The sequence below is a fragment of the Bradyrhizobium sp. SZCCHNS3002 genome (assembly GCF_032377435.1).
In the GTDB taxonomy this organism is placed as follows: Bacteria; Pseudomonadota; Alphaproteobacteria; order Rhizobiales; family Xanthobacteraceae; genus Bradyrhizobium.
Genome location: NZ_JAUHHY010000014.1, coordinates 140,056 through 159,627, shown reverse-complemented (window position 1 = coordinate 159,627; position 19,572 = coordinate 140,056). Strand labels below are relative to the sequence as shown.

Genomic DNA, 19,572 nt, shown 5'->3' with positions numbered 1-19,572 from the left:
AGCCGCGGCCCATTTCGCGGAGGGACACATGGCCCGGATCATCGGCGGCATCGGCGCATCGCACTCGCCCACCATCGGCTTCGCACTCGACACCAACAAGCAGAGCGACCCTGCCTGGAAGCCGATCTTCGACGGCTTCGCGGCGGTGCGCGACTGGGTGAAGCGCAAGGACATCGACGTCCTGTTCATGATCTACAATGATCACATCACCTCGTTCTTCTTCGATCACTACTCGGCGTTCGCGCTCGGCATAGACGACCGCTATGTCGCGGCCGACGAGGGCGGCGGACCGCGCGACGTGCCGCCGGCGAAGGGGCATCTCGGCCTGTCGCAGCACATTGCGATGGCGATGGTCGCCGACGAGTTCGACATGTCGTTCTTCCAGGGCAAGCCGGTCGATCACGGCCTGCTGTCGCCGCTGTCGATGATGGGCGATGCCAGCGGCCCGTGGCCGGGCCGCGTGGTGCCGCTTCAGGTCGGCGTGCTGCAGCTGCCGATCCCCAATGCGAAGCGGATGTGGAAGCTGGGCAAGACGCTGCGCAAGGCGATCGAGAGCTATCCGGAGGATCTGAAAGTCGCCATCTTCGCCACCGGCGGGCTGTCGCACCAGGTGCATGGCGAGCGTGCCGGCTTTCTCAACGAGGACTGGGACAACGAATTCCTCGATCTGCTGGAAAAGGACCCGGAGCGGCTCACGGCGATGCGGATCGCCGATTATGCGGTCAAGGGGGGCATGGAAGGCGCCGAGGTGATCATGTGGCTGATCATGCGTGGTGCGCTGTCGGACAAGGTGAGGCTCGTGCACAGGCAGACCTACGCGCCGTCGGTGACCAACATCGCGACCCTGGTGTTCGAGGATCTCGGCGGCGCGCCGGATCCGCGGGAGGTCGCGACCTATCGCGCGCATATCGGACACGAGCTCGCGGGCGCCGAGACGCTGGCTGGCACCTATCCGTTCACGCATCGCCGCAGCCAGGCCAATTTCCGCATCAACGACTTCCTGCACCGGCTCGTGATCCCCGCGCATCGCAAGAGATTTGTTGAGGAATTCGACGCGCTCGCGGACGAGTACGAGCTCACGGGCGAGGAGCGCGAGCTCATCAAGAACCGCCGCTGGATCGAGATGATCAGGCGGGGCGTCAGCTTCTTCGTGCTGGAGAAGATGGCCGCGGTGATCGGCGTCTCCAACCCGGAGGTCTACGCAGCCTTCCGCGGCGAGACCCTGGAGGCGTTCCTCAAGACCCGCAAGGTGCCGATGCGCTATTCCGTCGCCGGCGGCGCCAAGGCGGATGCGATCGACGCGCATTGACTGGCGCGCACGACCTGCGCCGCCCGGAACGGGCGACGCAGATCATGTCTCCGGCAGGTCGATGCCGCGCGCCTTGGCCCAGCGCTCCAGCACCTTGCGCTCACCGGCGTGAGCCACGCGGTTGGCGAAGCCACGCACCTGCACCGCGCGACGCTGCCGATCGAGCTCGATCGTCAGCAGCCGCTGCGCCGCGCCGCCATGGCGATGCCGCAGCGACCAGATCGAGGAATGGCCGGCGATGCACCTCGTCGCGTAGCTCGACACGCAGTGACGCATGGCCCTGGACTCAGCGACGAGGTCCTCCGCGGTCCGCAGCTGCGTGATCACATATTCGTCACGCTTGGCGAAGGCCTTGGCCGACGGACTCCACGACCAGTCCGCGAGTTGCGCGCCCGGCCAATGCGCCGCAAGCTCCGCCGCCTGCGCTGCCGAACGGTGACGCGCCATCTCGGCACGCCGGCGCGCCGCCTCGATGCGGGCGATCACCGCGAGATCGCGGTGCCATTCCCGCGCCAGCCGGCGCAGCGCCGCGAGCGAGCGGCCCTTGAGGCTGAACGCCCGCTCGCGCCGGCGACGGTCGGCGATGTAGTCGCAGAGATCGTCGATCTCCTCGACGGTGGTCGGCTGCGCGCAGAAGAACTGCGCCGCCTCGCGCCAGAACGCGTGCTCGCCGCGCGGCGTCCGCGCGATCCGGGACCGGGTGATCCGCGACACGATCGCCGGATCGCCCGTGTAGGACCGCGCGATCGCCTGCCAGATCGCCTCGTCGAAGCCGACCTGCCCGAAAGGATGGAGGAAGCCGTGAACCTCCTTTCGCGACAGGAACGCCGACGCGCCAGCCTTGTACAGCGAGCCGCCACCGGCTGCCGCGATGTACCAGCGCTTGCGACGGACGATCTCGTCGTGGCCGAGCCCCGACGCCTCGATCCAGATCTGCTCCAGATGCGAAGGCACGGGATAGCGCGCGAACAGATGCCGCGCCGCCGCCAGCCGCAGGCGCGCGGCATCGCGCGTCTTGAGCTGCGGCTTCCAGCTCTCGGGATCCCGGATGATGTCGGCTTCGAAGCCACGCCCCGCCTCGCGGATCGCGTTGTGCAGATCCGGCGGCGGCCGCGTCGGCCGTGCCGCGCGGCGCAGCGTCAGCTCATAGGCTTCAACCCGCGCGCGCTCGGCCTCCTGCCGTCGTGCAATCGATGACTTTGCCATTGTCGTTCAACATGATCGAGAAACTATCAGCCGGACGCACTGCGGGCGTCGGCACGGATCGTGTCGCGCACAGTGGATTCGACATGGCTGATGGCCTCTCGCGTTGAACACCGTCGGGGTTGAAACGGGCGACGCTGATACATCCAATCTGCAGCGAGCACAAGCGGAAAAGCCGCCGCGCTCCGCGGCGAACGCGGTTTGGCCTCGCCCTTGCATCGGTTTCTCATGAGCCGGCTCGCAAGATGGAGTTGTCAGATGTCCGACAGCCTGCACACGGTCGTCGTGGCCAAGAAGGCCATCGAGGCGCACAACATGGCCTCGTTCGAGCTCGTTCCGGCGAACGATCAGCCGCTGCCGGGCTTCACCCCCGGCAGCCATATCGACGTCACATTGCCGAATGGACTGACGCGGCAATATTCACTGCTGAACAGCGCCTCAGAGCGCAACCGCTACTGCATCGGCGTGTGGAAGGACGGCAACAGCCGCGGCGGCTCCAAGGCGCTGCATCTCGACATCAACGAGGGCGACCGGCTGCAGGTCAGCCGCCCGCGCAACCGCTTCAAGATCCCCAAGGACACCAAGCGCGCCTTGCTCGTGGCGCGTGGCATCGGCGTGACGCCGATCCTGTCGATCGCCGACACGCTGAAGGCCAAGACCATCCCGTTCGAGCTGCACTACGTGTTCGCGCTGATGTCGCCGGACTCGTTCCGCGGCACCATCGAGGCGTCGCGTTTCGCCGAAGACACCAGATACTACAAGGAATCCAGCGAGGACAATCAGTTGCTGAAGGCCGCCGAGCTGCTGGCCGACCGACCCGACGACACGCAACTGTTCATCTGCGGCGTCGACTGGTGGATGGATCCGATCATCGCGCTCGCCAGGCAGAAGGGCTTTGCCGAGGAGCGCATCCATGTCGAGCGGTTCACCGCCAAGGCGGCGGCCGCGCTGCTCGACAAGGTGTTCGACGTCACCATCAAGAGCACCGGCGCGACCTTCAAGATCCCCGGCGACAAGACCGTCACCGCCTTTCTCGAGGAGAACGGCGTCAAGATCGCGACCTCCTGCGAGCAAGGGATGTGCGGCACCTGCAAGACACGGGTGATCGACGGCGAGATCGATCATCGCGACAAGCGCCTCTCCGCGGCCCAGCGCGCCGAGGGCTATTTCCTGCCGTGCGTGTCGCGCGCCAAGGGCGACCGGCTGGTGCTCGATCTCTAGCAGGCATCCGCCGTGACCAGCGAGACCGATCTGTGGCAGACCGCGTGGATCATCGCCCAACAGCACGGGACCGAGGGGCCGGCGTTCGCGGCCCGCATGGCCGACAGCTTCAAGCTCGGCCACAAGCTCGCCGCGCATCGGGCGTGGCTGTCGATCGCGGCCAAGGTCACCGTGCTGATCGACGCCAGCGCATCGGCCGGCGCGCACCGGCATTGAAATGTCGAGAAGCCCACAGTTCCGGTCGCGCTGTTCGGAATCGGACACGCTCTCCCGTCGCGTCACTCCGAGACGATGCGCAGCGAGGCGCTTGGATTCCAGATCCACCGGCCGTGGCGATGAGCTCCGAGCCCGCGCCCGACCGGCGCATTCCAAAATGACGATGCGGAGGCAGTTGCGGCCGTTCGGAACGGTTCTTGCTCCGCCCGACGCCGTTACCGAGCGACCGTCCAGCATGCGCGACCGCGCAGGTCGCGCCTTGTGAGGAAGCATGTCCGTGTCATCGTCCGGCACGGCGGACGTCCCAGCCGCCGCCGACATCGCGTTGGCCTATCACGCCCGCACCAAGCACAGTCTCAAGCGCTATGCGGCGGGACCCGAGACGCTGGACTGGGACGCGCAGCCGAATCCGTTCCGCGAGTTTGCCGGCAGCCCTCGGCTGCATCTGCCGCTGACCTCGGACCGTCTCGCCGTGAGCTTCGCCGAGGCCTGCGACGCCACGGCGCCGGTCCAGCCGTTGACGATCGACCGCGTCGCACTGCTGCTGGAGCTTTCGTTCGGACTGGCCGCATGGAAGGAGCTTGGCCCGGACCGCTGGGCGCTGCGCTGCAATCCCTCCAGCGGCAATCTGCATCCGACCGAGGCCTATGTCATCGCGGAGAACGTGCCGGGGCTCAGCGACGGTCTTCACCACTATGTCAGCCGCGATCACGCGCTCGAGCAACGTTGCCGTCGCGGCACGACATCGCCTGGCGAGCCGCGACTGTGGCTCGCGCTGTCCTCGATCCATTGGCGCGAGGCGTGGAAATATGGCGAGCGCGCGTTCCGCTACTGCCAGCTCGACCTCGGACATGCGATCGGCGCCGTCAGCTACGCCGCCGCTGCGCTGGGCTGGAGCGCGCACGTGATCGACGGCATCGACAGCGCGCAACTCGCAGCACTAATGGGACTCGATCGCGCGGATGATTTCGCCGGCGTCGAGACCGAGGACGCCGATGTGCTGCTCGCGATCGTGCCGCGCGATGCGCGCTCTCGGCCGCCGACAGCCCTGCCATCGCCGGCCAAGATCGACGACAGTTGGAAGGGCCAGGCGAACCGGCTCGATCGCCATCCGCTCTATCGCTGGCCCGTCATTCCCGAGGTGAGCACGGCCACGGCCGGTGCGGCGCAGGATGCGGTCTCCGTTCCGTCGCAGTGCCCGCCGCTGCCGCGGCGGTCAGGCGCGCGCGCGGCCCAGCTCATTCTCAGCCGGCGCAGCGCGCAGCGCTTCGACGCCAGATTCACGATGGATCTCGCAGCGTTCCTTCACCTTCTCGACGCGCTGCTGCCGCGCGCCGCGCCGCCATGGACCGCCTGGCCATTCGCGCCACGGCTGCATCCGCTGCTGTTCGTCCACCGCGTCGACGGCCTCACGCCCGGGCTCTATGCGCTACCGCGCAACGGCGAGGCGGAGAGCAGCCTGCGGCGCGCGCTGCGTCCCGACTTCGACTGGCAGCACGTCGAGCGCGCAGCCGACCATCTGCCGTTGTTCCGGCTGCTGCCGACCGACAGCCGCGGCGTGATCCGCACCGCGAGCTGTCACCAGGCGATCGCGGGCGATAGCTGCTTTGCGATGGCGATGCTCGCCGAGTTCACGCCTGCCGTGAGCGACCATCCGTGGCGCTATCGGCAACTGCATTGGGAGGCCGGCCTGATCGGCCACGTACTCTACCTTGAAGCCGAAGCGGCGGGCCTGCGCGGCACCGGCATCGGCTGCTTCTTCGACGACTCCGTGCACGAGATGCTCGGCGTCGTCGCAGCCGATTTCCAGACGCTCTACCACTTCACCGTCGGCCGTGCCCTGACCGATGACCGCATCACGACACTGGCCGCCTATCCGGGCCGCACACGCAACGAAGCGGGAGACCTGCGATGAGACCGCGCATTCCGTACCAGCGCATCGACGTCGACCACGCGGCCGAGCTGCTGCAGCGCGACGACGTGCTGCGCATCGACGTCCGCGACCCCGCCTCGTTCGACACTGCGCATTTGCCCGGCGCGCGGCATCTCACCCAGCGCAATCTCTCCGAAATCATCGCCGGCACGACCAAGCGCACGCCGATCCTGATCTACTGCTATCACGGCAATGCCAGCCAGGAGTATGCGCAGACCTTCTCCGATTTCGGCTTCGCGGAGGTCTATAGCCTCGACGGCGGCTATGAGGCGTGGCGCCAGCGTTATCCCGCGCGGAGCGGCGCGGCGAACGTCGGTCCGGCCCTGGCGGCGTGGCTCGCCGCCGAGGGCTTTCCCGCCGACGACGTCGACGCCATCATCGCCAATCGCACCACGCCGCTGATGAAGGCGGCACATCTCGGCAACGTCGCCGTCATCCGCGAGCTGCTCGCTGCCGGCGCCGACGTCACCGCCAGGAACGCCGACGGCAACAACGCAGTGTGGCTCGCCTGCGTCGGCCGGCATCTCGCCGCCATCGACGCGCTGGTCGAGGCCGGCATCGATCTCGACAACAGCAACGACAATGGTGCCACCGCGCTGATGTATGCGTCGTCCTCCGGCAAGGCCGAAATGGTCGCGCATCTGCTGGCCAAGGGCGCGGACATCAGCACCGAGACGCTGGACGGCTTTTCCGCGCTCGACATGGCCGCCTCGCTCGAATGCCTCACCTTGCTGCGCCGCGCCGCCAAAGCGGCGGCGTCGAAGGCGGCCGCGCCCGAGGCCCGGCCATGAGCGTCATCGAGCACGATTTCGGCATGCAGCAGCGCCAGGTCGAACGCCGGTTTCGCACGCTGCTCAGCCTCGATGCGCTGCACGAGGCCAATGTCCGCGCCAATCCCATTCCCTATCTGGAGCGCGCCAGCGAGCGCATCTATCAGCTCGAGAAGGCCCTGTTCGAGGCGATGCAGGCGGTGACGGCCGCGATCGATGACGGCGGCGGCGAGATGGTCAGCATCGGCAAGGCCGAGCATCAGCGCCTGCGGCAATGCCGGGAGATCGTCGCGCGCGCTTATGCGCAACTGGTCGCCGATCAGCCCGAAACCTGAGGCAACGACGAAATGGAGATCGAAATGTCGAGTGACGGCTTCTTCGTGGACTGGGACGGCAATCTGCGCAGTGCCGCCGATCCCGGCGGCGGCTATCTGTGCGACATCGACACGGTCGCGCGCTATGTCGCGGTGACGACGAAGAACGGCACGCTGGTGCACGAGGCGACGTTCTTCAAGACCAAGGCCGATGTCGAGAAAGCCGGCATCAAGGCGCCGCTGGTGCCCGGAAGTCATCCGTGGGGCGCGAAGGCGGATGGGTTCTGAGCCCCCATCACCGTGACGACGTCGTTGCGAGCGCAGCGAAGCAATCCACGACCACGCGCGCGGCCCTGGATTGCTTCGTCACCCCCGCTCCACGCAATGACGGGCGGATGGAAGAATGCCTCACTCGGGATGGATCATGATCTCCATGGTCTCGTCGAGATCATCGAACGGATCGGGAAAGCTCGTATCCTCCACCAGCGCGACGCCGCACAGGCAGACCTCGCCGTCGATGACCGCGAGCGCGATCGGCTCCAGGCTCTGGCCCTCGCAATCACCGCTGGTACACAATCCGGTGTCGATCTCGAAGATCGCGCCATGGCGGCCACAGCGCAGCATCGTGCGCTCCGCGTTGAAGAATTGGCCGCTGCCGATGTTCAGCCATTTGCCTTCGTGCGGGCAGCTGTTGACATAGCCGACGAAGCCGCCGGACACGGTATGGATGATCACGATCGGAAACGGCCGCGCCTCGCCATTGTCGCCGATCCGCGACAGGCTGAACGCCCTGGCTTCACCCGGCGCGATGCTCGTCGTCGGACAGATGACGAAGACTTCCGGCTCACGTTCCGTCATGCGCGACGCTCCCTCAACGAGGCGACGGAGCTGCGGGACCGTGAAGAGTCTCCTGTCGCAAACCTGACGGCAGCGGCCCGAACTGGCGGGCCTCGGCGCGTCACTCTCGATCTGTCCCGATCCTTGCATGAAGCATGCCGCCTGCGCGCGCGATGTCGGCTTGGAGACAATGATGGCCACGATGAAGTTGTATATGACGCCGGGATCGTGCTCGACCGGCATCCACATCATCCTCGAAGAGCTCGAGGAGGTGTTCGAGGCCCATATCGTCAATCTCCCGGCCGGAGACAATTTCAAACCCGATTATGTGGCCATCAACCCGAAATCGACGATTCCGGCGCTGGTGCGCAGCGACGGCAGTGTGCTGACGGAAGTGCCGGCGATCGCCTATTGGCTCGGCCGCTCGCGGCCACGCGCCGGATTATGGCCTTCGGATATCGAGACCGAAACGCGGCTGCTCGAAGCCATGAGCTACATTGCCGGTACCGTGCATGGCCACGGCTTCGCGCGCATTTTTGCGACGCCGACCTTCACCCGCAACGAGGCCGACCAGGAGTCCGTGCGCGCGCTCGGCCGCAACATCGTCGTGAAAGGCTTCGCAGTGCTCGACAAGATGCTCGGCACGCGGCCCTATCTCGGCGGCGAATTCTCCGTGGCGGATCCGATCCTGTTCTACGTCGCGTTCTGGGCCGACAAGACCGGCATTGCGCTGCCGGCCAACCTGCTCGCGCACTACCGGCGGATGCTGGCGCGGCCGGTCGTGCAGCGGGTGCTGCGCGAGGAAGGCTACAATCCGGCGACGCTGGGGCAGACGACGACGCCGTGACTACTCCGCGGCTTCCGGCAGCAGCGCGTGGTCTCCGAGATCGATGCCGCGGAAGATGGCGCAGCGGCGGAAGACCTCGATGGTCGGACCGACGCCCTTGTGGTGGCAGTATTTGGCGACCAGCTTGGCCAGCCCCTTGATGTCGCGGCCCGAGGCACCCGGGAACGTCTCCACCAGCAGCTCCACCAGGCCGGCATCGATCTTCAAGCCGAACTGCTCGCACATCACCCGCCAGATCCGGCCGCGCGCTGCGGCGTCCGGCGCCTGGAACTTGATCAACGCAATGCAGCGCGACACGATGGCTTCGTCGATGTCGTCGATGCGGTTCGTCGTGAGGAACAACAGCCCATTGAAATATTCCAGCACGCGCAGGAACACGCCGACGACGGCATTCATCGTCATGTCGTCCTCGCGCCGCTTGATGTAGACGTCGGCCTCGTCGATCAGCATGACCGCGCCCCAGCGCTGCGCCCGGGTCAGCGCATCCTTCAGCGCGCCCTCCATTGCCGCGACGTTCAGCCCGAGCTGGCCGGAATGCACGCGATAGAGCGGCCGCCCGATGATCTCGGCGTAGACCTCCGCCGTCAGCGTCTTGCCGACCCCGGGCGGGCCTGCGCACAGCACCGTAGTGCCGCCCGACTTGCCGGCGACGATGTCGTCCATCAGCAGGTCCATCTCGGCCGTGAGAATGTCGATCAGGTCGGTCTGCTCCTCCGGCAGCACCAGCTTCTGCTTGAGCTCGGGCTGATAGGCGTAAGGCACCAAATCGTCGGCGTGCACCCAGAGATAATGGTGCAGGTCGAGATGGAACATCAGCATGTAGGGATGGACGGGGATCTTGCAGAAGAGGCCCTTCGGGATCGCCACCCTGGAGTCCGCGACCTCCTGCTCGGCATCATAGAGATTGCTCTTGGCGGCCTTGCGCAGGTACTGCCCGAGAATGTCGCCGGTGACCTCGAGCGTCAGCGCCCGCTCGGTGAGAACGCCCTCGTCGTTGACGAGGCGCGCGCTGCCGCCGCCCGACGACAGCACGATCACGTCCTTGCGCGACCAGTCCATGTCGCGATGCGAGGAGTTCGGATCATCGGCGAAGAAGCCGATGCCGCGGCCGGAGAACTGCGCGCCATAGCGGCCGCGCCAGGCGAAGTACCGCTCGGCCGTCTCATCGTAGGCGGATATCAGCTCGGGCGTCTCCTTGAGGAAGCCCTTGGCGGCGAAGATCTCGGCGACCGTCCTGCCGACGATGTCGCCGGCGGAGATGCGCAAGGTGGACGTGGTGATCGCGCCCTTGGCATTGGCCTTGAGCTCGATGAAGACACGGCCGGCCTCGTCGTTCGACGGCGCCGTGTAGTCGAGCCGCGTCACGACATAGGGCAACGGACGGCTGGCGACGTTGGCGGTGAACATCCAGCCGCGGATGGCGCCCGAGATCAGGTAGCGCGCAATCGCCGGCAGCACCGATTCCAGCTCGTGCTCGGCGAAGCGGGCGCCGGAATCGGCAAAGGCGCGCTGCAGGGTCGCGATCTGCGCCGCACGGGCGTGCCATTCGGGACCGGCCTTCTGGTAGCTGTCGCGCAGGAAGTCGAGCTCGGCGGTCGCGAGCTGCGCCACGTCGACCTCGACCCTGTCGCCGAAGCGCAACTGCTCCTTCAGCGAGGCGAGGTGCGGAAAGGCCGCCGCCATCGCCTCGATGGTCGGACGTTCGATCTGCAGCTTCATGTTGCGCACCTCGATGCCGTCCCACTCACGACGGCACTCTCGTCGGCGGGCGCAGCGCCGCGTCCGCCTTCGCCAGCAGCAGGCGGTTCGCGGCGAGCGAGAATTCCTGCCAGGCGGCGGCGATGTCGCGCAGGATCGTCTGCACATAATCCTTCGACGGCTTGTGCTCGAACGGAAAGTTCGACAGCGCGCAGGAGGTGCGGTTGAAGGCTATGGCATCGTCGAGCAGCGACTGCATGACATCGCGAAACGGCTTCTGGATCTCCGGCATCAGGACGGAGCGTCCGCGCTCGACGGCAACGTCGCGCATGTCGAAGGTCAGTGCGTCCAGCACCTGCAGCGCCGCAGCGAACACCTGCTCGGTGGCTCCGAGAAGAGCGAGCTGGGTCAGTTGCTCGCGCTGCTGCGCGGCGAGGCCGCGATTGAGCCGCTGCCGATAGTCGTCGAACGCGGCGTCACGCTGCGCGGCGACCCAGGCGCCGAACCAGGCGAGGCTCGCGGCGTTGCCCGACAGCCCGTCGCCGGTCGCGGCGACCGCGCGCGGCGCGGCGGTCTCGCCGATGCCCCGGGCGATCGCGCGCTCGATGCGCCTGGCGGCGTTCAGCGCGCCTTCGAGATAGCCGGCCGCGGAGCTTGCGGTTTCAGCGCCGCCAAGATACAGCCGCCCGTCCCACAGCGCCCGCCGCAGCATCGGATTGGCGATCTCGCTGTGCTCGCCGCGTGGCGTGGTGCGATCCAGTGCGCTGCAGGTGAAGCGCTCGGCCGCCCAGTCCTGGTAGTGCTGCTCGCCGCCTTCCAGCGCGGAGCCGAACAACTGCACCATCTGGCTGTCCATCAGCAACGGCAGCCCGACGCTGAAGGCCGCGCGCAGATCGGGCGAGAATGCGAGGAAGCCGCCGAGCGCAGCGCGGTCGCCGCCCGCATCGCAGGCATCGAAGATCTCGCCGATCACGGCCTGCTCGTGGCTGACGAACGCATTGCCGGACCGGCCCTGGTCGCGCCAATGCGCCTGGTCGTAGGCGATCACGACCTTGGCCTGCGCCGCCATCCAGGTCTCGGCGCCACGCATCGCCTCGAAGGTCGCGTCGTCCAGCTCGGGAAAGAAGCCGACGTGGTCGATCAGCAGCCGCGGCGGCAGCGCGAGCACGGCGCGCCTGGCCTCGATCGCGACCGATTCCGTTGCTGTGGCGAAGATCAGCCGCACATGCGTGCCGCAGTCGACGATGCGCATCAGCTCATGGCCGAGATGGATAAAGGGCTGCGGCAGATCGCGTGCCAGCGCCTCGATCAATTTCGCCATGCCGCCGGAGAGCCGGCGCGCGCCCTGGTGGACCGGCGGCCCGCCGATCTGCTCGGCCGGCTTGTCCGCCTCTCTCAGATGAAGATGCGTGCCATCATCGTGCTGGGCAAAGTCAGACAGGCCGAGCTCCGCGACCAGGCCGGCGAGCAGCGGCTGGGTGTCCGGCCAGAACCAGGTCGGGCCGAGGTCCAGCGCAAGCCCGCCCTTGCTCCTGGCCGACAGCACCCGCCCGCCCAGGCGATGTCGGGCTTCGAACAAAGCGAACGTGCTGCCGCGCTGCTGCAGGCTGCGCGCGAGTACCATTCCGCACAATCCACCTCCGACAATGGCCGTTTCGAGCATGGCAGGACCTCGGCTGATGCGTTGCGATCGCGTCTCGACCGGGTCCTGCAAAAAGCTTGCAAGTTTTTGCAGGCGCGCGCGTGTGCGTTTCCAAACATTGCTTGATTTTCGCAACGGCTTGGCTCACCTCATCACAATGAGCGACGAGCGCGAGATCCTGGCCGCCAATGCGGCCTTCTATGCTGCCTTCACGGACGGTGATTTCGCGGCGCTCGTCGCCCTCTGGGCCGATCGCGACGGTATCTCCTGCATTCATCCCGGCTGGCCGGCGATCGTCGGCCGCGCCGCCGTGATCGGCAGCTGGCGCGATATCCTCGCCAACCCGGGCCGGCCGAACATCGTCTGTGCGGATCCGCACGCGATCGTCAGCGGCGATCATGGTCACGTGCTCTGCATCGAGCTGGTGGATGGCGCGGCGCTCGCCGCGGCCAATCACTTTGCGCGCATCGACGGCGCCTGGCGGATGATCCACCACCAATCCAGCCCGATCGCGCAGCTCGCGACACCGGAAGACGACGCCGACGGCCATCGCCTCCACTGATCGTCGCATCTGGCACGAAACTTGATGTGTCCTCCCTGACCGGCAGCAATGTCGGAGATTGTTGATTTTCGTCGCGTCGGATTCGGACCGGATGTCCGTCTCCACGCAAGGCGATCTGCGAAGGCTGCGACCAGCAGTGTGCAGATGCCGACGGGAGACACGGGATGGCACGCGTTCTGACCGCCTATCTGAAGCGCAGCGATGTGCCGACGCGCACAGCGTTGCAGCACGCCATCGACCTCACGTTCGGCCAGGCGCGGGGAGCACTGGGATGAACATCACGGCTCCGCTACAGCCGACCGCGATCCACGCCGTTCCCGCCGAGCTCTGCGACTGCGGCTTCCGCTTGCTGATGATCAGGCAGTTCAACGTCGGTGCCGTGCCGCCGGCGTTCGCCATCATCGATCAGCGCGTCATGCGGATGCCGCAACGGCTCGGACGCCACGGCGTGTCGTTTGCCGCGACGTTCCTGCCCGAGGTGATGGCGTGGCTGATCGATCACCTCGGCCGTCCCTCGCTGCATGATGAGACCGGCCGCTCCTATCGCAATCCGCGCTGGCCGGTGGTGTGCTGGCATGACCAGGAACGCTACTGGCCGAGCGGCGCAGTCACGGTCGAGTGGTTCGCCGAGGTCGCGTTCCAGGATCACGCCTCTTGGATGGCGTTCCGTACCCATTGGCATGACGACCTGATGGGACGGAATGGCGACGTTCACGCCTCCGGTGGAGAAGCAGAGCTGTGCGACGAACGCGCAGCGGGAAAGGAATTTGCCGGCGAGGCGTTACAGCGAGCATGATTTGTCAAAGTCGGGGCGACGGCTTCAACGGCCCTTGTCCAGGCAGTCCTGCCGCGTGATAGTCGAGTGGCCACAGCAGTTGCGGAGGATCTCGTGCGCTACGTCTCGTGGTTTGAAGGCTGGCTCGGCACCTTCCGTTCCGAGCGCATGTCGGAGCAGAGAACGACCGAACGAAACGCCGCCGTTCTTCCGCGGCGGTCCGCCGGGCTCTCGAGCGAGGACCTGTTCTACATCGCCATGCTGGGACCGCACGTCTGACCGGCGCTGCTGCCGAGCGCAATCAGGGGCGGCGGGCTGGACAAACGGCCGCCATGCCGCCACACAGGTGCGACATCCCATGCGCCCCGGCCCGGGCTGCGCACCGTGATTGCCGCTCCATGCCGCAGGTTTGCTCCACGGACGCATGAACGGTTCCGGAGACCGCGGCGGAGCCCACCTGCGGACTCCCGAATGACATCCCCGACAATTCCTGACCTGCCCCGCAATGCACCTGATCAACTGCGCCTGATGGCTCCGACCGAGTTGCGGCGGCGCTGGCGCGCCGGCGAGGAGGTGGCGCTGCTCGACGTCCGCGAGGAAGGCCCCTATTCGCTGTCGCACCCGTTCTTCGCGGTGTCGCTGCCGCTGTCGCAGATCGAGCTGCGCATCCTCGATCTCGTGCCGCGGCTAAACGTGCCTGTCGTCGTCTATGACGATGACGAAGGCTATGCCGCGCGCGCGGTGCCGCGCATCCGGGCGCTGGGCTACACCGACGTGTCGGTCCTCGATGGCGGACTGTCCGGCTATGCGCGCCATGGCGAGGTGTTCCGCGACGTCAACGTGCCGAGCAAAGCGTTCGGCGAATTGGTCGAGGCGATCAGGCACACGCCGTCGCTGTCGGCCGACGAAGCCAAGGGGCTGATCGAGCGCGAGTCGAATCTGGTCGTGCTCGACGCCCGCCGCTTCGAGGAATACCGCACCATGAGCATTCCGCGCGGGGTCAGTGTCCCCGGCGGCGAGCTGGCGTTCCGGGCGCGCGAGCTGGCGCCCTCGCCCGATACCACGATCATCGTCAACTGCGCCGGACGCACGCGCTCGATCATCGGCACGCAGTCGCTGATCAATGCCGGGCTGCCGAACAAGATCTACGCGCTGCGCAACGGCACAATCGGCTGGACCCTGGCCGGCCATCAGGTCGAGCGCGGCAGGACCGCGCGCATGCTGGAGCGGCCAGCGGCGAGCTACGCGACCGCGCTGGCTGATGCCAAGGCCTGGGCCGAGCGCGTCGGCGTCGGCGTGCTGGATGCCGCGACTTTCGCGCGCCATCAGGCCGAGGCCGGAACGCGCACGCTGTATTGCCTCGACGTTCGCACGCCCGAGGAATATGCCACCTCGCATCCGGCTGGCTTCGCGTCGGCGCCGGGCGGCCAGCTGGTGCAAGCGACCGACGAATGGGTCGGCGTGCGCGGCGCCCGCCTGGTGCTGTTCGATGATGACGGCGTGCGCGCGCGCATGACGGCGTCGTGGCTCAAGCAGATGGGCTGGGACGTGTCGGTCGTGGGACCGGATGTCGTTGCAGCCACCGAAACCGAAATCCGCGCCGCACGCCGGCCGCCGCTGCCGCAACTTGGCGAAGCGACCATCAGCGCCGAGCAACTCGCGGCCGATGCGGCGGCGTGGACCGTCGTCGATCTCACACGCAGTCCGAGCTACAAGGCCGGGCACATTCCCGGCGCACATTTCGTGCTGGCGTCGCGCTTTGCCAACGATCTGGCCAAGCTGCCCGGCAGTAGCGCAGTCGTGCTGACCAGCGATGACGGCGCCGAGGCGGCTTTCGCGCTGGCCGACGCACGGGCTGCGACGCCGCGCGAGGTCCGCGTGCTTTCAGGTGGCACGCGCGCATGGACGGCCGCGGGTCACGCATTGGAGACGGAGCGGCAGTCCCGGATCTCGCTTGCCGACGACGTCTACAAGCGGCCCTATGAGGGCACCGACAACGCGGCCGAAGCGATGCAGGCCTATATCGACTGGGAGCTGCAGCTCGTCGCCCAGCTCGCCAACGATAGCGTGTCGAATTTCCACGTGGTGTAGGTCGATCGAACCGTATGGTGGGCAAAGGCGCATTCGCAAAGCGAATGCGCCTTTGCCCACCATTTTGCTACGAGGGTGCCGAAACATGGTGGGCACGCGCCGCCTTGCGGCGGCGCTTTGCCCACCCTACCTCGCAGCGTCGCCGGACGCTGCGCGCCGAACTCAGCGGCGCTGGTTGTAGACGTCGATGCAGACGGCGCCGAGCAGCACCAGGCCCTTGATGACCTGCTGATAGTCGATGCCGATGCCGAGGATGGACATGCCGTTGTTCATCACGCCCATGATCATGGCGCCGATGACAGCGCCGCCGACCCGCCCCACGCCGCCATAGGCCGAGGCGCCACCGATGAAGCACGCCGCGATGACGTCGAGCTCAAACCCGAGACCGGCCTTCGGCGTCGCCGTGTTGAGACGCGCGGCAAAGATCAGGCCGGCCAGTGCCGCCAGCACACCCATGTTGACGAAGGTCATGAACACCAGCCGCTCGGTCTTGATGCCCGACAGCTTGGCGGCCTTGGCGTTGCCGCCGACCGCATAGATCTGCCGGCCGACCACGGTGCGGCGGGTCATGAAGCCGTAGAGCGCGATCAGCGCGGTCATGATGACCAGCACGTTGGGCAGGCCGCGATGCGAGGCGATCAGATAGGTGAAATACATCAGGGCGCCGGCCAGCACGACGTTCTTGGCAGCGAAGAATCCGAACGGCTCGACCTCGATGCCGTGCTCCACCTCGCGCGCGCGGCCCTTGACGCTGGCATAGACCAGGATGAGCGTCAGCACCGCGCCGATCGCGAGCGACGTCGGATAGAGGTGCGCCGCGCTCGGCATGAACTCAGGGATGAAGCCGGACGACAGCTTCTGGAACGTGCCCGGGAACGGCCCGACCGACTGCCCCTGCAGCAGCGCCAGCGCCAGCCCCTTGAACACCAGCATGCCCGCCAGGGTCACGATGAAGGAGGGAATGCCGAAATAGGCCACCCAATAGCCCTGCGCGGCGCCGATCGCGGCGCCGACGATCAGGCAGGCAATGATCGCGAGCGGGAAGTCGACGTGATAGCGCACCATCAGCACGGCGGCGACCGCGCCGACGAAGCCCGCGACCGAGCCGACCGACAGGTCGATGTGCCCGGTGACGATCACCAGCAGCATGCCCAGCGCCATGATGACGATGTAGCTGTTCTGCAGCACCAGGTTGGTGAGGTTGAGCGGCTGCAGCAGGGTGCCGTCCGTCATGAACTGGAAGAACAGCATGATCACGAACAGCGACAGCAGCATGCCGTAGCTGCGCAGATTATTCTTCAGGAAGCCGCTGTGCGACTTCTCCTCCGGGAGCGAAACCGTCTTGTCGGTCATTGCTGGCGTCCTCCCGGCCGCTTACGCGGCCGTCTCCTGGTTCTTGATGGTTTCGTTGCGCATGATGGCGCGCATGATCTTTTCCTGCGTCGCCTCCGCCCCGGCGAACTCGCCGACGAAGGCGCCGTCATTCATCACGCAGATGCGGTCGCAGATTCCGAGCAGCTCCGGCATCTCCGAAGAGATCACCACCACACCCCGGCCGGCATCGGCGAGCTCCTGGATGATACAGTAAATCTCGTACTTTGCGCCAACGTCGATGCCGCGCGTCGGCTCGTCCAGGATCAAGACCTTGGGATCTGTCATCAGCCATTTCGACAGCACGACCTTCTGCTGGTTGCCGCCGGAGAGCTGGCCGGCCTCCTGGTAGACGTCCGAGCAGCGAATCCGCATCCGGCCGCGGTAACCGGACGCCGCCTTGAGCTCGGCGATGTCGTCGATCACGCCCTTCGGCGCGACCTGGGAGAGAGACGCCAGGGTGATGTTCTTGCGGACGTCGTCGGCCAGGATCAGGCCGAGCTGCTTGCGGTCCTCGGTGACATAGGCGAGGCCGGCATCGATTGCCGCCGGGACGCTGGTGAGATGGACGTCGTGGCCTTCGAGGCGGGCGCGGCCGGTGATGTTGATGCCCCAGGAGCGGCCGAACAGGCTCATGGCGAATTCGGTGCGCCCCGCCCCCATCAGGCCGGCGATGCCGACGATCTCGCCGCGGCGGACCTGGAAGTCGGCGTTCTTGATCACCTGCCGATCGGTATGCTGCGGGTGGTAGACCGACCAGTTCTCGACCGTGAACACGGGCTCGCCGATCTTGGGTTGCCGCTCCGGGAAGCGGTGCGCCATGTCGCGGTTGACCATGCTCTTGATGATCCGGTCCTCCAGGACCGGCTCGGCGCGGCAATCGATGCTGTCGACGCTGCGCCCGTCGCGCAGCACCGTGATGCGATCGGCGACCCGGGCGACCTCGTTCAGCTTGTGCGTGATCAGGACCGAGGAGATGCCCTGCTCGCGGAAGGCGACGAGGCGGTCGAGCAGCGCTTGGCTGTCGGCCTCGTTCAGGCTCGCCGTCGGCTCGTCCAGGATCAGCAGCTTGACGCGCTTGGACAGCGCCTTGGCGATCTCCACGAGCTGCTGCTTGCCGACACCGAGATCAGTGATCAGTGTATCCGGCGATTCCTTCAGGCCGACCTGGGCCAGCAATTGCTGGGTGCGCCGGTAGACCTCGTCGCGGTCGATGACGCCGAAGCGCTGCGGCGCATGCGACAGGAAGATGTTCTCGGCGATCGACATCAGCGGGATCAGCGCGAGCTCCTGGTGGATGATGATGATGCCGAGCGCCTCGGAATCGTTGATGTCGCGGAAGCGCCGCTCCTCGCCCTCGAAGATGATCTGGCCCTCATAGCGACCGTACGGATAGACGCCGCTCAGCACCTTCATCAGGGTCGACTTGCCGGCGCCGTTCTCGCCGACCAAAGCGTGGATCTCGCCCGCCTCGACCGTGAAGCTGACGTCGCGGAGCGCCTGCACGCCCACGAAGCTCTTGCTGACGCCGCGCATTTCGAGGATTGCCGTCATCGCTTTGTATCCCGCAACTTGAGCCGTCTTGGAGTGGCCGGCGAGCGCATGACCGCGCTCGCCGGCCACCGGTGATCACTCGACCTGCGACTTCTTGTAGTAGCCGCCCTCGATCAGGACCTTCTCCCAATTGCTCTTGTCGACCACGACCGGCTTGAGCAGATAAGCGGGAACGACCTTGACGCCGTTGTTGTAGGTCTTGGTGTCGTTGACCTGCACCTGCTTGCCGTTGAGCACGGCATCGACCATATCGGCGGTCACCTTGGCGAGGTCGCGGGTGTCCTTGAAGATCGTCGAGTACTGGTCGCCGCGCAGGATCGCCTTGACCGACGGCACCTCGGCGTCCTGGCCTGAGATGACCGGCATCGGCTGGTTGCCGCTGCCATAGCCGACGCCCTTCAGCGACGAGATGATACCGATCGAGAGGCCGTCATAGGGCGACAGCACCGCGTCGACACGCTTGTTGCCGTAATAGGCACTGAGCAGGTTGTCCATGCGGGCCTGGGCGGTGGCGCCGTCCCAGCGCAGGGTCGCGACCTTGTCCATGCCCATCTGGCCGGACGCAACCTTGAGCTTGCCGGAGTCGATGTACGGCTGCAGCACCGACATCGAGCCGTTGTAGAAGAAGTAGGCGTTGTTGTCGTCCGGCGAGCCGCCGAACAGCTCGATGTTGAACGGGCCCTTGCCGTCCTTCAGGCCGAGCTTGTCGACGATCGACTGCGCCTGCAGCACGCCGACCTGGAAATTGTCGAAGGTCGCGTAGTAGTCGACATTCGGCGTGTCGCGGATCAGGCGGTCATAAGCGATGACGGTGACGCCCTTCTCCTTGGCCTGCTTCAGCGCATCGGACAGCGTCGTGCCGTCGATCGCGGCGATGACCAGCACCTTGGCGCCCTTGGTGACCATGTTCTCGACCTGCGAGAGCTGGTTCGGGATGTCGTCCTCGGCATATTGCAGGTCGGTGTTGTAGCCGCGCTCCTTCAGCACCTTCACGATGTTGTTGCCGTCGTCGATCCAGCGCGCCGAGGACTTGGTCGGCATCGCGATGCCGACGGTTGCCTTGCCCTGCGCCATTGCGGCGCTGGACAGCGCCACGGCGCCGAGGCCGGCCAGCGCGGCGGCCATGATGGTCTTGAAATTCAGCATGCTTCACTCCCTCTAAGATTTTCAGATTTGAACTAGGAATACGCGATTGCGTATCTTGATACCAGATAGCTGTTAGGCTGAAC

Annotated in this window: 19 protein-coding genes; 12 read left to right on the top strand and 7 right to left on the bottom strand. The window is 66.4% G+C overall.

Features of this window, described 5'->3' with window-relative positions; genetic code table 11:
• Positions 1-28: 28 nt before the first annotated feature.
• The gene (locus QW845_RS26660) at positions 29-1,309 is read left to right on the top strand and encodes a gallate dioxygenase (RefSeq protein ID WP_315804488.1); all 1,281 of its coding nucleotides are present in this window, start codon (positions 29-31) and stop codon (positions 1,307-1,309) included.
• 42 nt (positions 1,310-1,351) lie between these two features.
• Here the strand turns inward: QW845_RS26660 and QW845_RS26655 are convergent, their stop codons facing one another.
• The gene (locus QW845_RS26655; protein WP_315804487.1) at positions 1,352-2,515 is read right to left on the bottom strand and encodes a PcfJ domain-containing protein; all 1,164 of its coding nucleotides are present in this window, start codon (positions 2,513-2,515) and stop codon (positions 1,352-1,354) included.
• Positions 2,516-2,770: 255 nt separating this feature from the next.
• Here QW845_RS26655 and QW845_RS26650 point away from each other — a divergent pair, with 255 nt between their 5' ends.
• The 6 genes from QW845_RS26650 to QW845_RS26625 all read left to right on the top strand — a co-directional run bounded on the left by QW845_RS26650 (position 2,771) and on the right by QW845_RS26625 (position 7,254).
• Positions 2,771-3,733, top strand: coding sequence for a PDR/VanB family oxidoreductase (locus tag QW845_RS26650; RefSeq protein WP_315804486.1), 963 nt, complete (start codon positions 2,771-2,773; stop codon positions 3,731-3,733).
• A 12-nt stretch (positions 3,734-3,745) separates the two neighbouring features.
• Entirely contained in the window at positions 3,746-3,949 is a 204-nt protein-coding gene (locus QW845_RS26645; RefSeq protein ID WP_315804485.1) for a hypothetical protein, read from the top strand.
• Between the two features lie 271 nt (positions 3,950-4,220).
• On the top strand, positions 4,221-5,864 hold the full coding sequence (locus tag QW845_RS26640; RefSeq protein ID WP_315804484.1) for a nitroreductase family protein: 1,644 nt from the start codon (positions 4,221-4,223) through the stop codon (positions 5,862-5,864).
• Between the two features lie 65 nt (positions 5,865-5,929).
• A complete protein-coding gene (locus QW845_RS26635) occupies positions 5,930-6,673 on the top strand; it encodes an ankyrin repeat domain-containing protein (protein ID WP_315804533.1) in 744 nt (247 codons plus the stop codon).
• Entirely contained in the window at positions 6,670-6,987 is a 318-nt protein-coding gene (locus tag QW845_RS26630) for a hypothetical protein (protein ID WP_315804483.1), read from the top strand. Before QW845_RS26635 ends, QW845_RS26630 begins: the two co-directional genes overlap by 4 nt.
• Positions 6,988-7,011: 24 nt before the next feature.
• Positions 7,012-7,254: a hypothetical protein gene (locus tag QW845_RS26625; protein ID WP_315804482.1), complete on the top strand. Its 243-nt coding sequence runs from the start codon at positions 7,012-7,014 to the stop codon at positions 7,252-7,254.
• A 120-nt stretch (positions 7,255-7,374) separates the two neighbouring features.
• On the opposite strand, the gene QW845_RS26620 is transcribed toward QW845_RS26625, so the two are convergent.
• The gene (locus tag QW845_RS26620) at positions 7,375-7,824 is read right to left on the bottom strand and encodes a Rieske (2Fe-2S) protein (protein ID WP_315804481.1); all 450 of its coding nucleotides are present in this window, start codon (positions 7,822-7,824) and stop codon (positions 7,375-7,377) included.
• 181 nt (positions 7,825-8,005) lie between these two features.
• Here QW845_RS26620 and QW845_RS26615 point away from each other — a divergent pair, with 181 nt between their 5' ends.
• Complete coding sequence (locus tag QW845_RS26615) at positions 8,006-8,650, top strand: glutathione S-transferase family protein (protein WP_315804480.1); 645 nt, start codon at positions 8,006-8,008, stop codon at positions 8,648-8,650.
• Here QW845_RS26615 and QW845_RS26610 read toward each other — a convergent pair whose 3' ends face one another.
• Entirely contained in the window at positions 8,651-10,369 is a 1,719-nt protein-coding gene (locus tag QW845_RS26610; protein ID WP_315804479.1) for an ATP-binding protein, read from the bottom strand.
• Positions 10,370-10,394: 25 nt separating this feature from the next.
• On the bottom strand, positions 10,395-11,972 hold the full coding sequence (locus tag QW845_RS26605; protein WP_315804478.1) for a flavin monoamine oxidase family protein: 1,578 nt from the start codon (positions 11,970-11,972) through the stop codon (positions 10,395-10,397).
• 175 nt (positions 11,973-12,147) lie between these two features.
• Here QW845_RS26605 and QW845_RS26600 point away from each other — a divergent pair, with 175 nt between their 5' ends.
• From QW845_RS26600 to QW845_RS26585, 4 genes are all read left to right on the top strand, one after another.
• Positions 12,148-12,552 (top strand): nuclear transport factor 2 family protein, encoded by a 405-nt coding sequence (locus QW845_RS26600; protein ID WP_315804532.1) that lies wholly within the window; start codon positions 12,148-12,150, stop codon positions 12,550-12,552.
• A 277-nt stretch (positions 12,553-12,829) separates the two neighbouring features.
• Complete coding sequence (locus QW845_RS26595) at positions 12,830-13,348, top strand: hypothetical protein (protein WP_315804531.1); 519 nt, start codon at positions 12,830-12,832, stop codon at positions 13,346-13,348.
• A gap of 66 nt (positions 13,349-13,414) precedes the next feature.
• Positions 13,415-13,606, top strand: a complete 192-nt coding sequence (locus QW845_RS26590) for a hypothetical protein (protein WP_315804477.1) — start codon at positions 13,415-13,417, stop codon at positions 13,604-13,606.
• 192 nt (positions 13,607-13,798) lie between these two features.
• Entirely contained in the window at positions 13,799-15,418 is a 1,620-nt protein-coding gene (locus tag QW845_RS26585) for a rhodanese-like domain-containing protein (protein WP_409997968.1), read from the top strand.
• Between the two features lie 162 nt (positions 15,419-15,580).
• Here the strand turns inward: QW845_RS26585 and mmsB are convergent, their stop codons facing one another.
• The 3 genes from mmsB to chvE form a co-directional block, all read right to left on the bottom strand.
• A complete protein-coding gene (gene mmsB / locus QW845_RS26580; RefSeq protein ID WP_315755454.1) occupies positions 15,581-16,771 on the bottom strand; it encodes a multiple monosaccharide ABC transporter permease in 1,191 nt (396 codons plus the stop codon).
• A gap of 21 nt (positions 16,772-16,792) precedes the next feature.
• A complete protein-coding gene (gene mmsA, locus QW845_RS26575; RefSeq protein WP_315804476.1) occupies positions 16,793-18,343 on the bottom strand; it encodes a multiple monosaccharide ABC transporter ATP-binding protein in 1,551 nt (516 codons plus the stop codon).
• Positions 18,344-18,418: 75 nt separating this feature from the next.
• Complete coding sequence (gene chvE / locus QW845_RS26570; RefSeq protein WP_315804475.1) at positions 18,419-19,489, bottom strand: multiple monosaccharide ABC transporter substrate-binding protein; 1,071 nt, start codon at positions 19,487-19,489, stop codon at positions 18,419-18,421.
• Positions 19,490-19,572 lie beyond the last annotated feature (83 nt).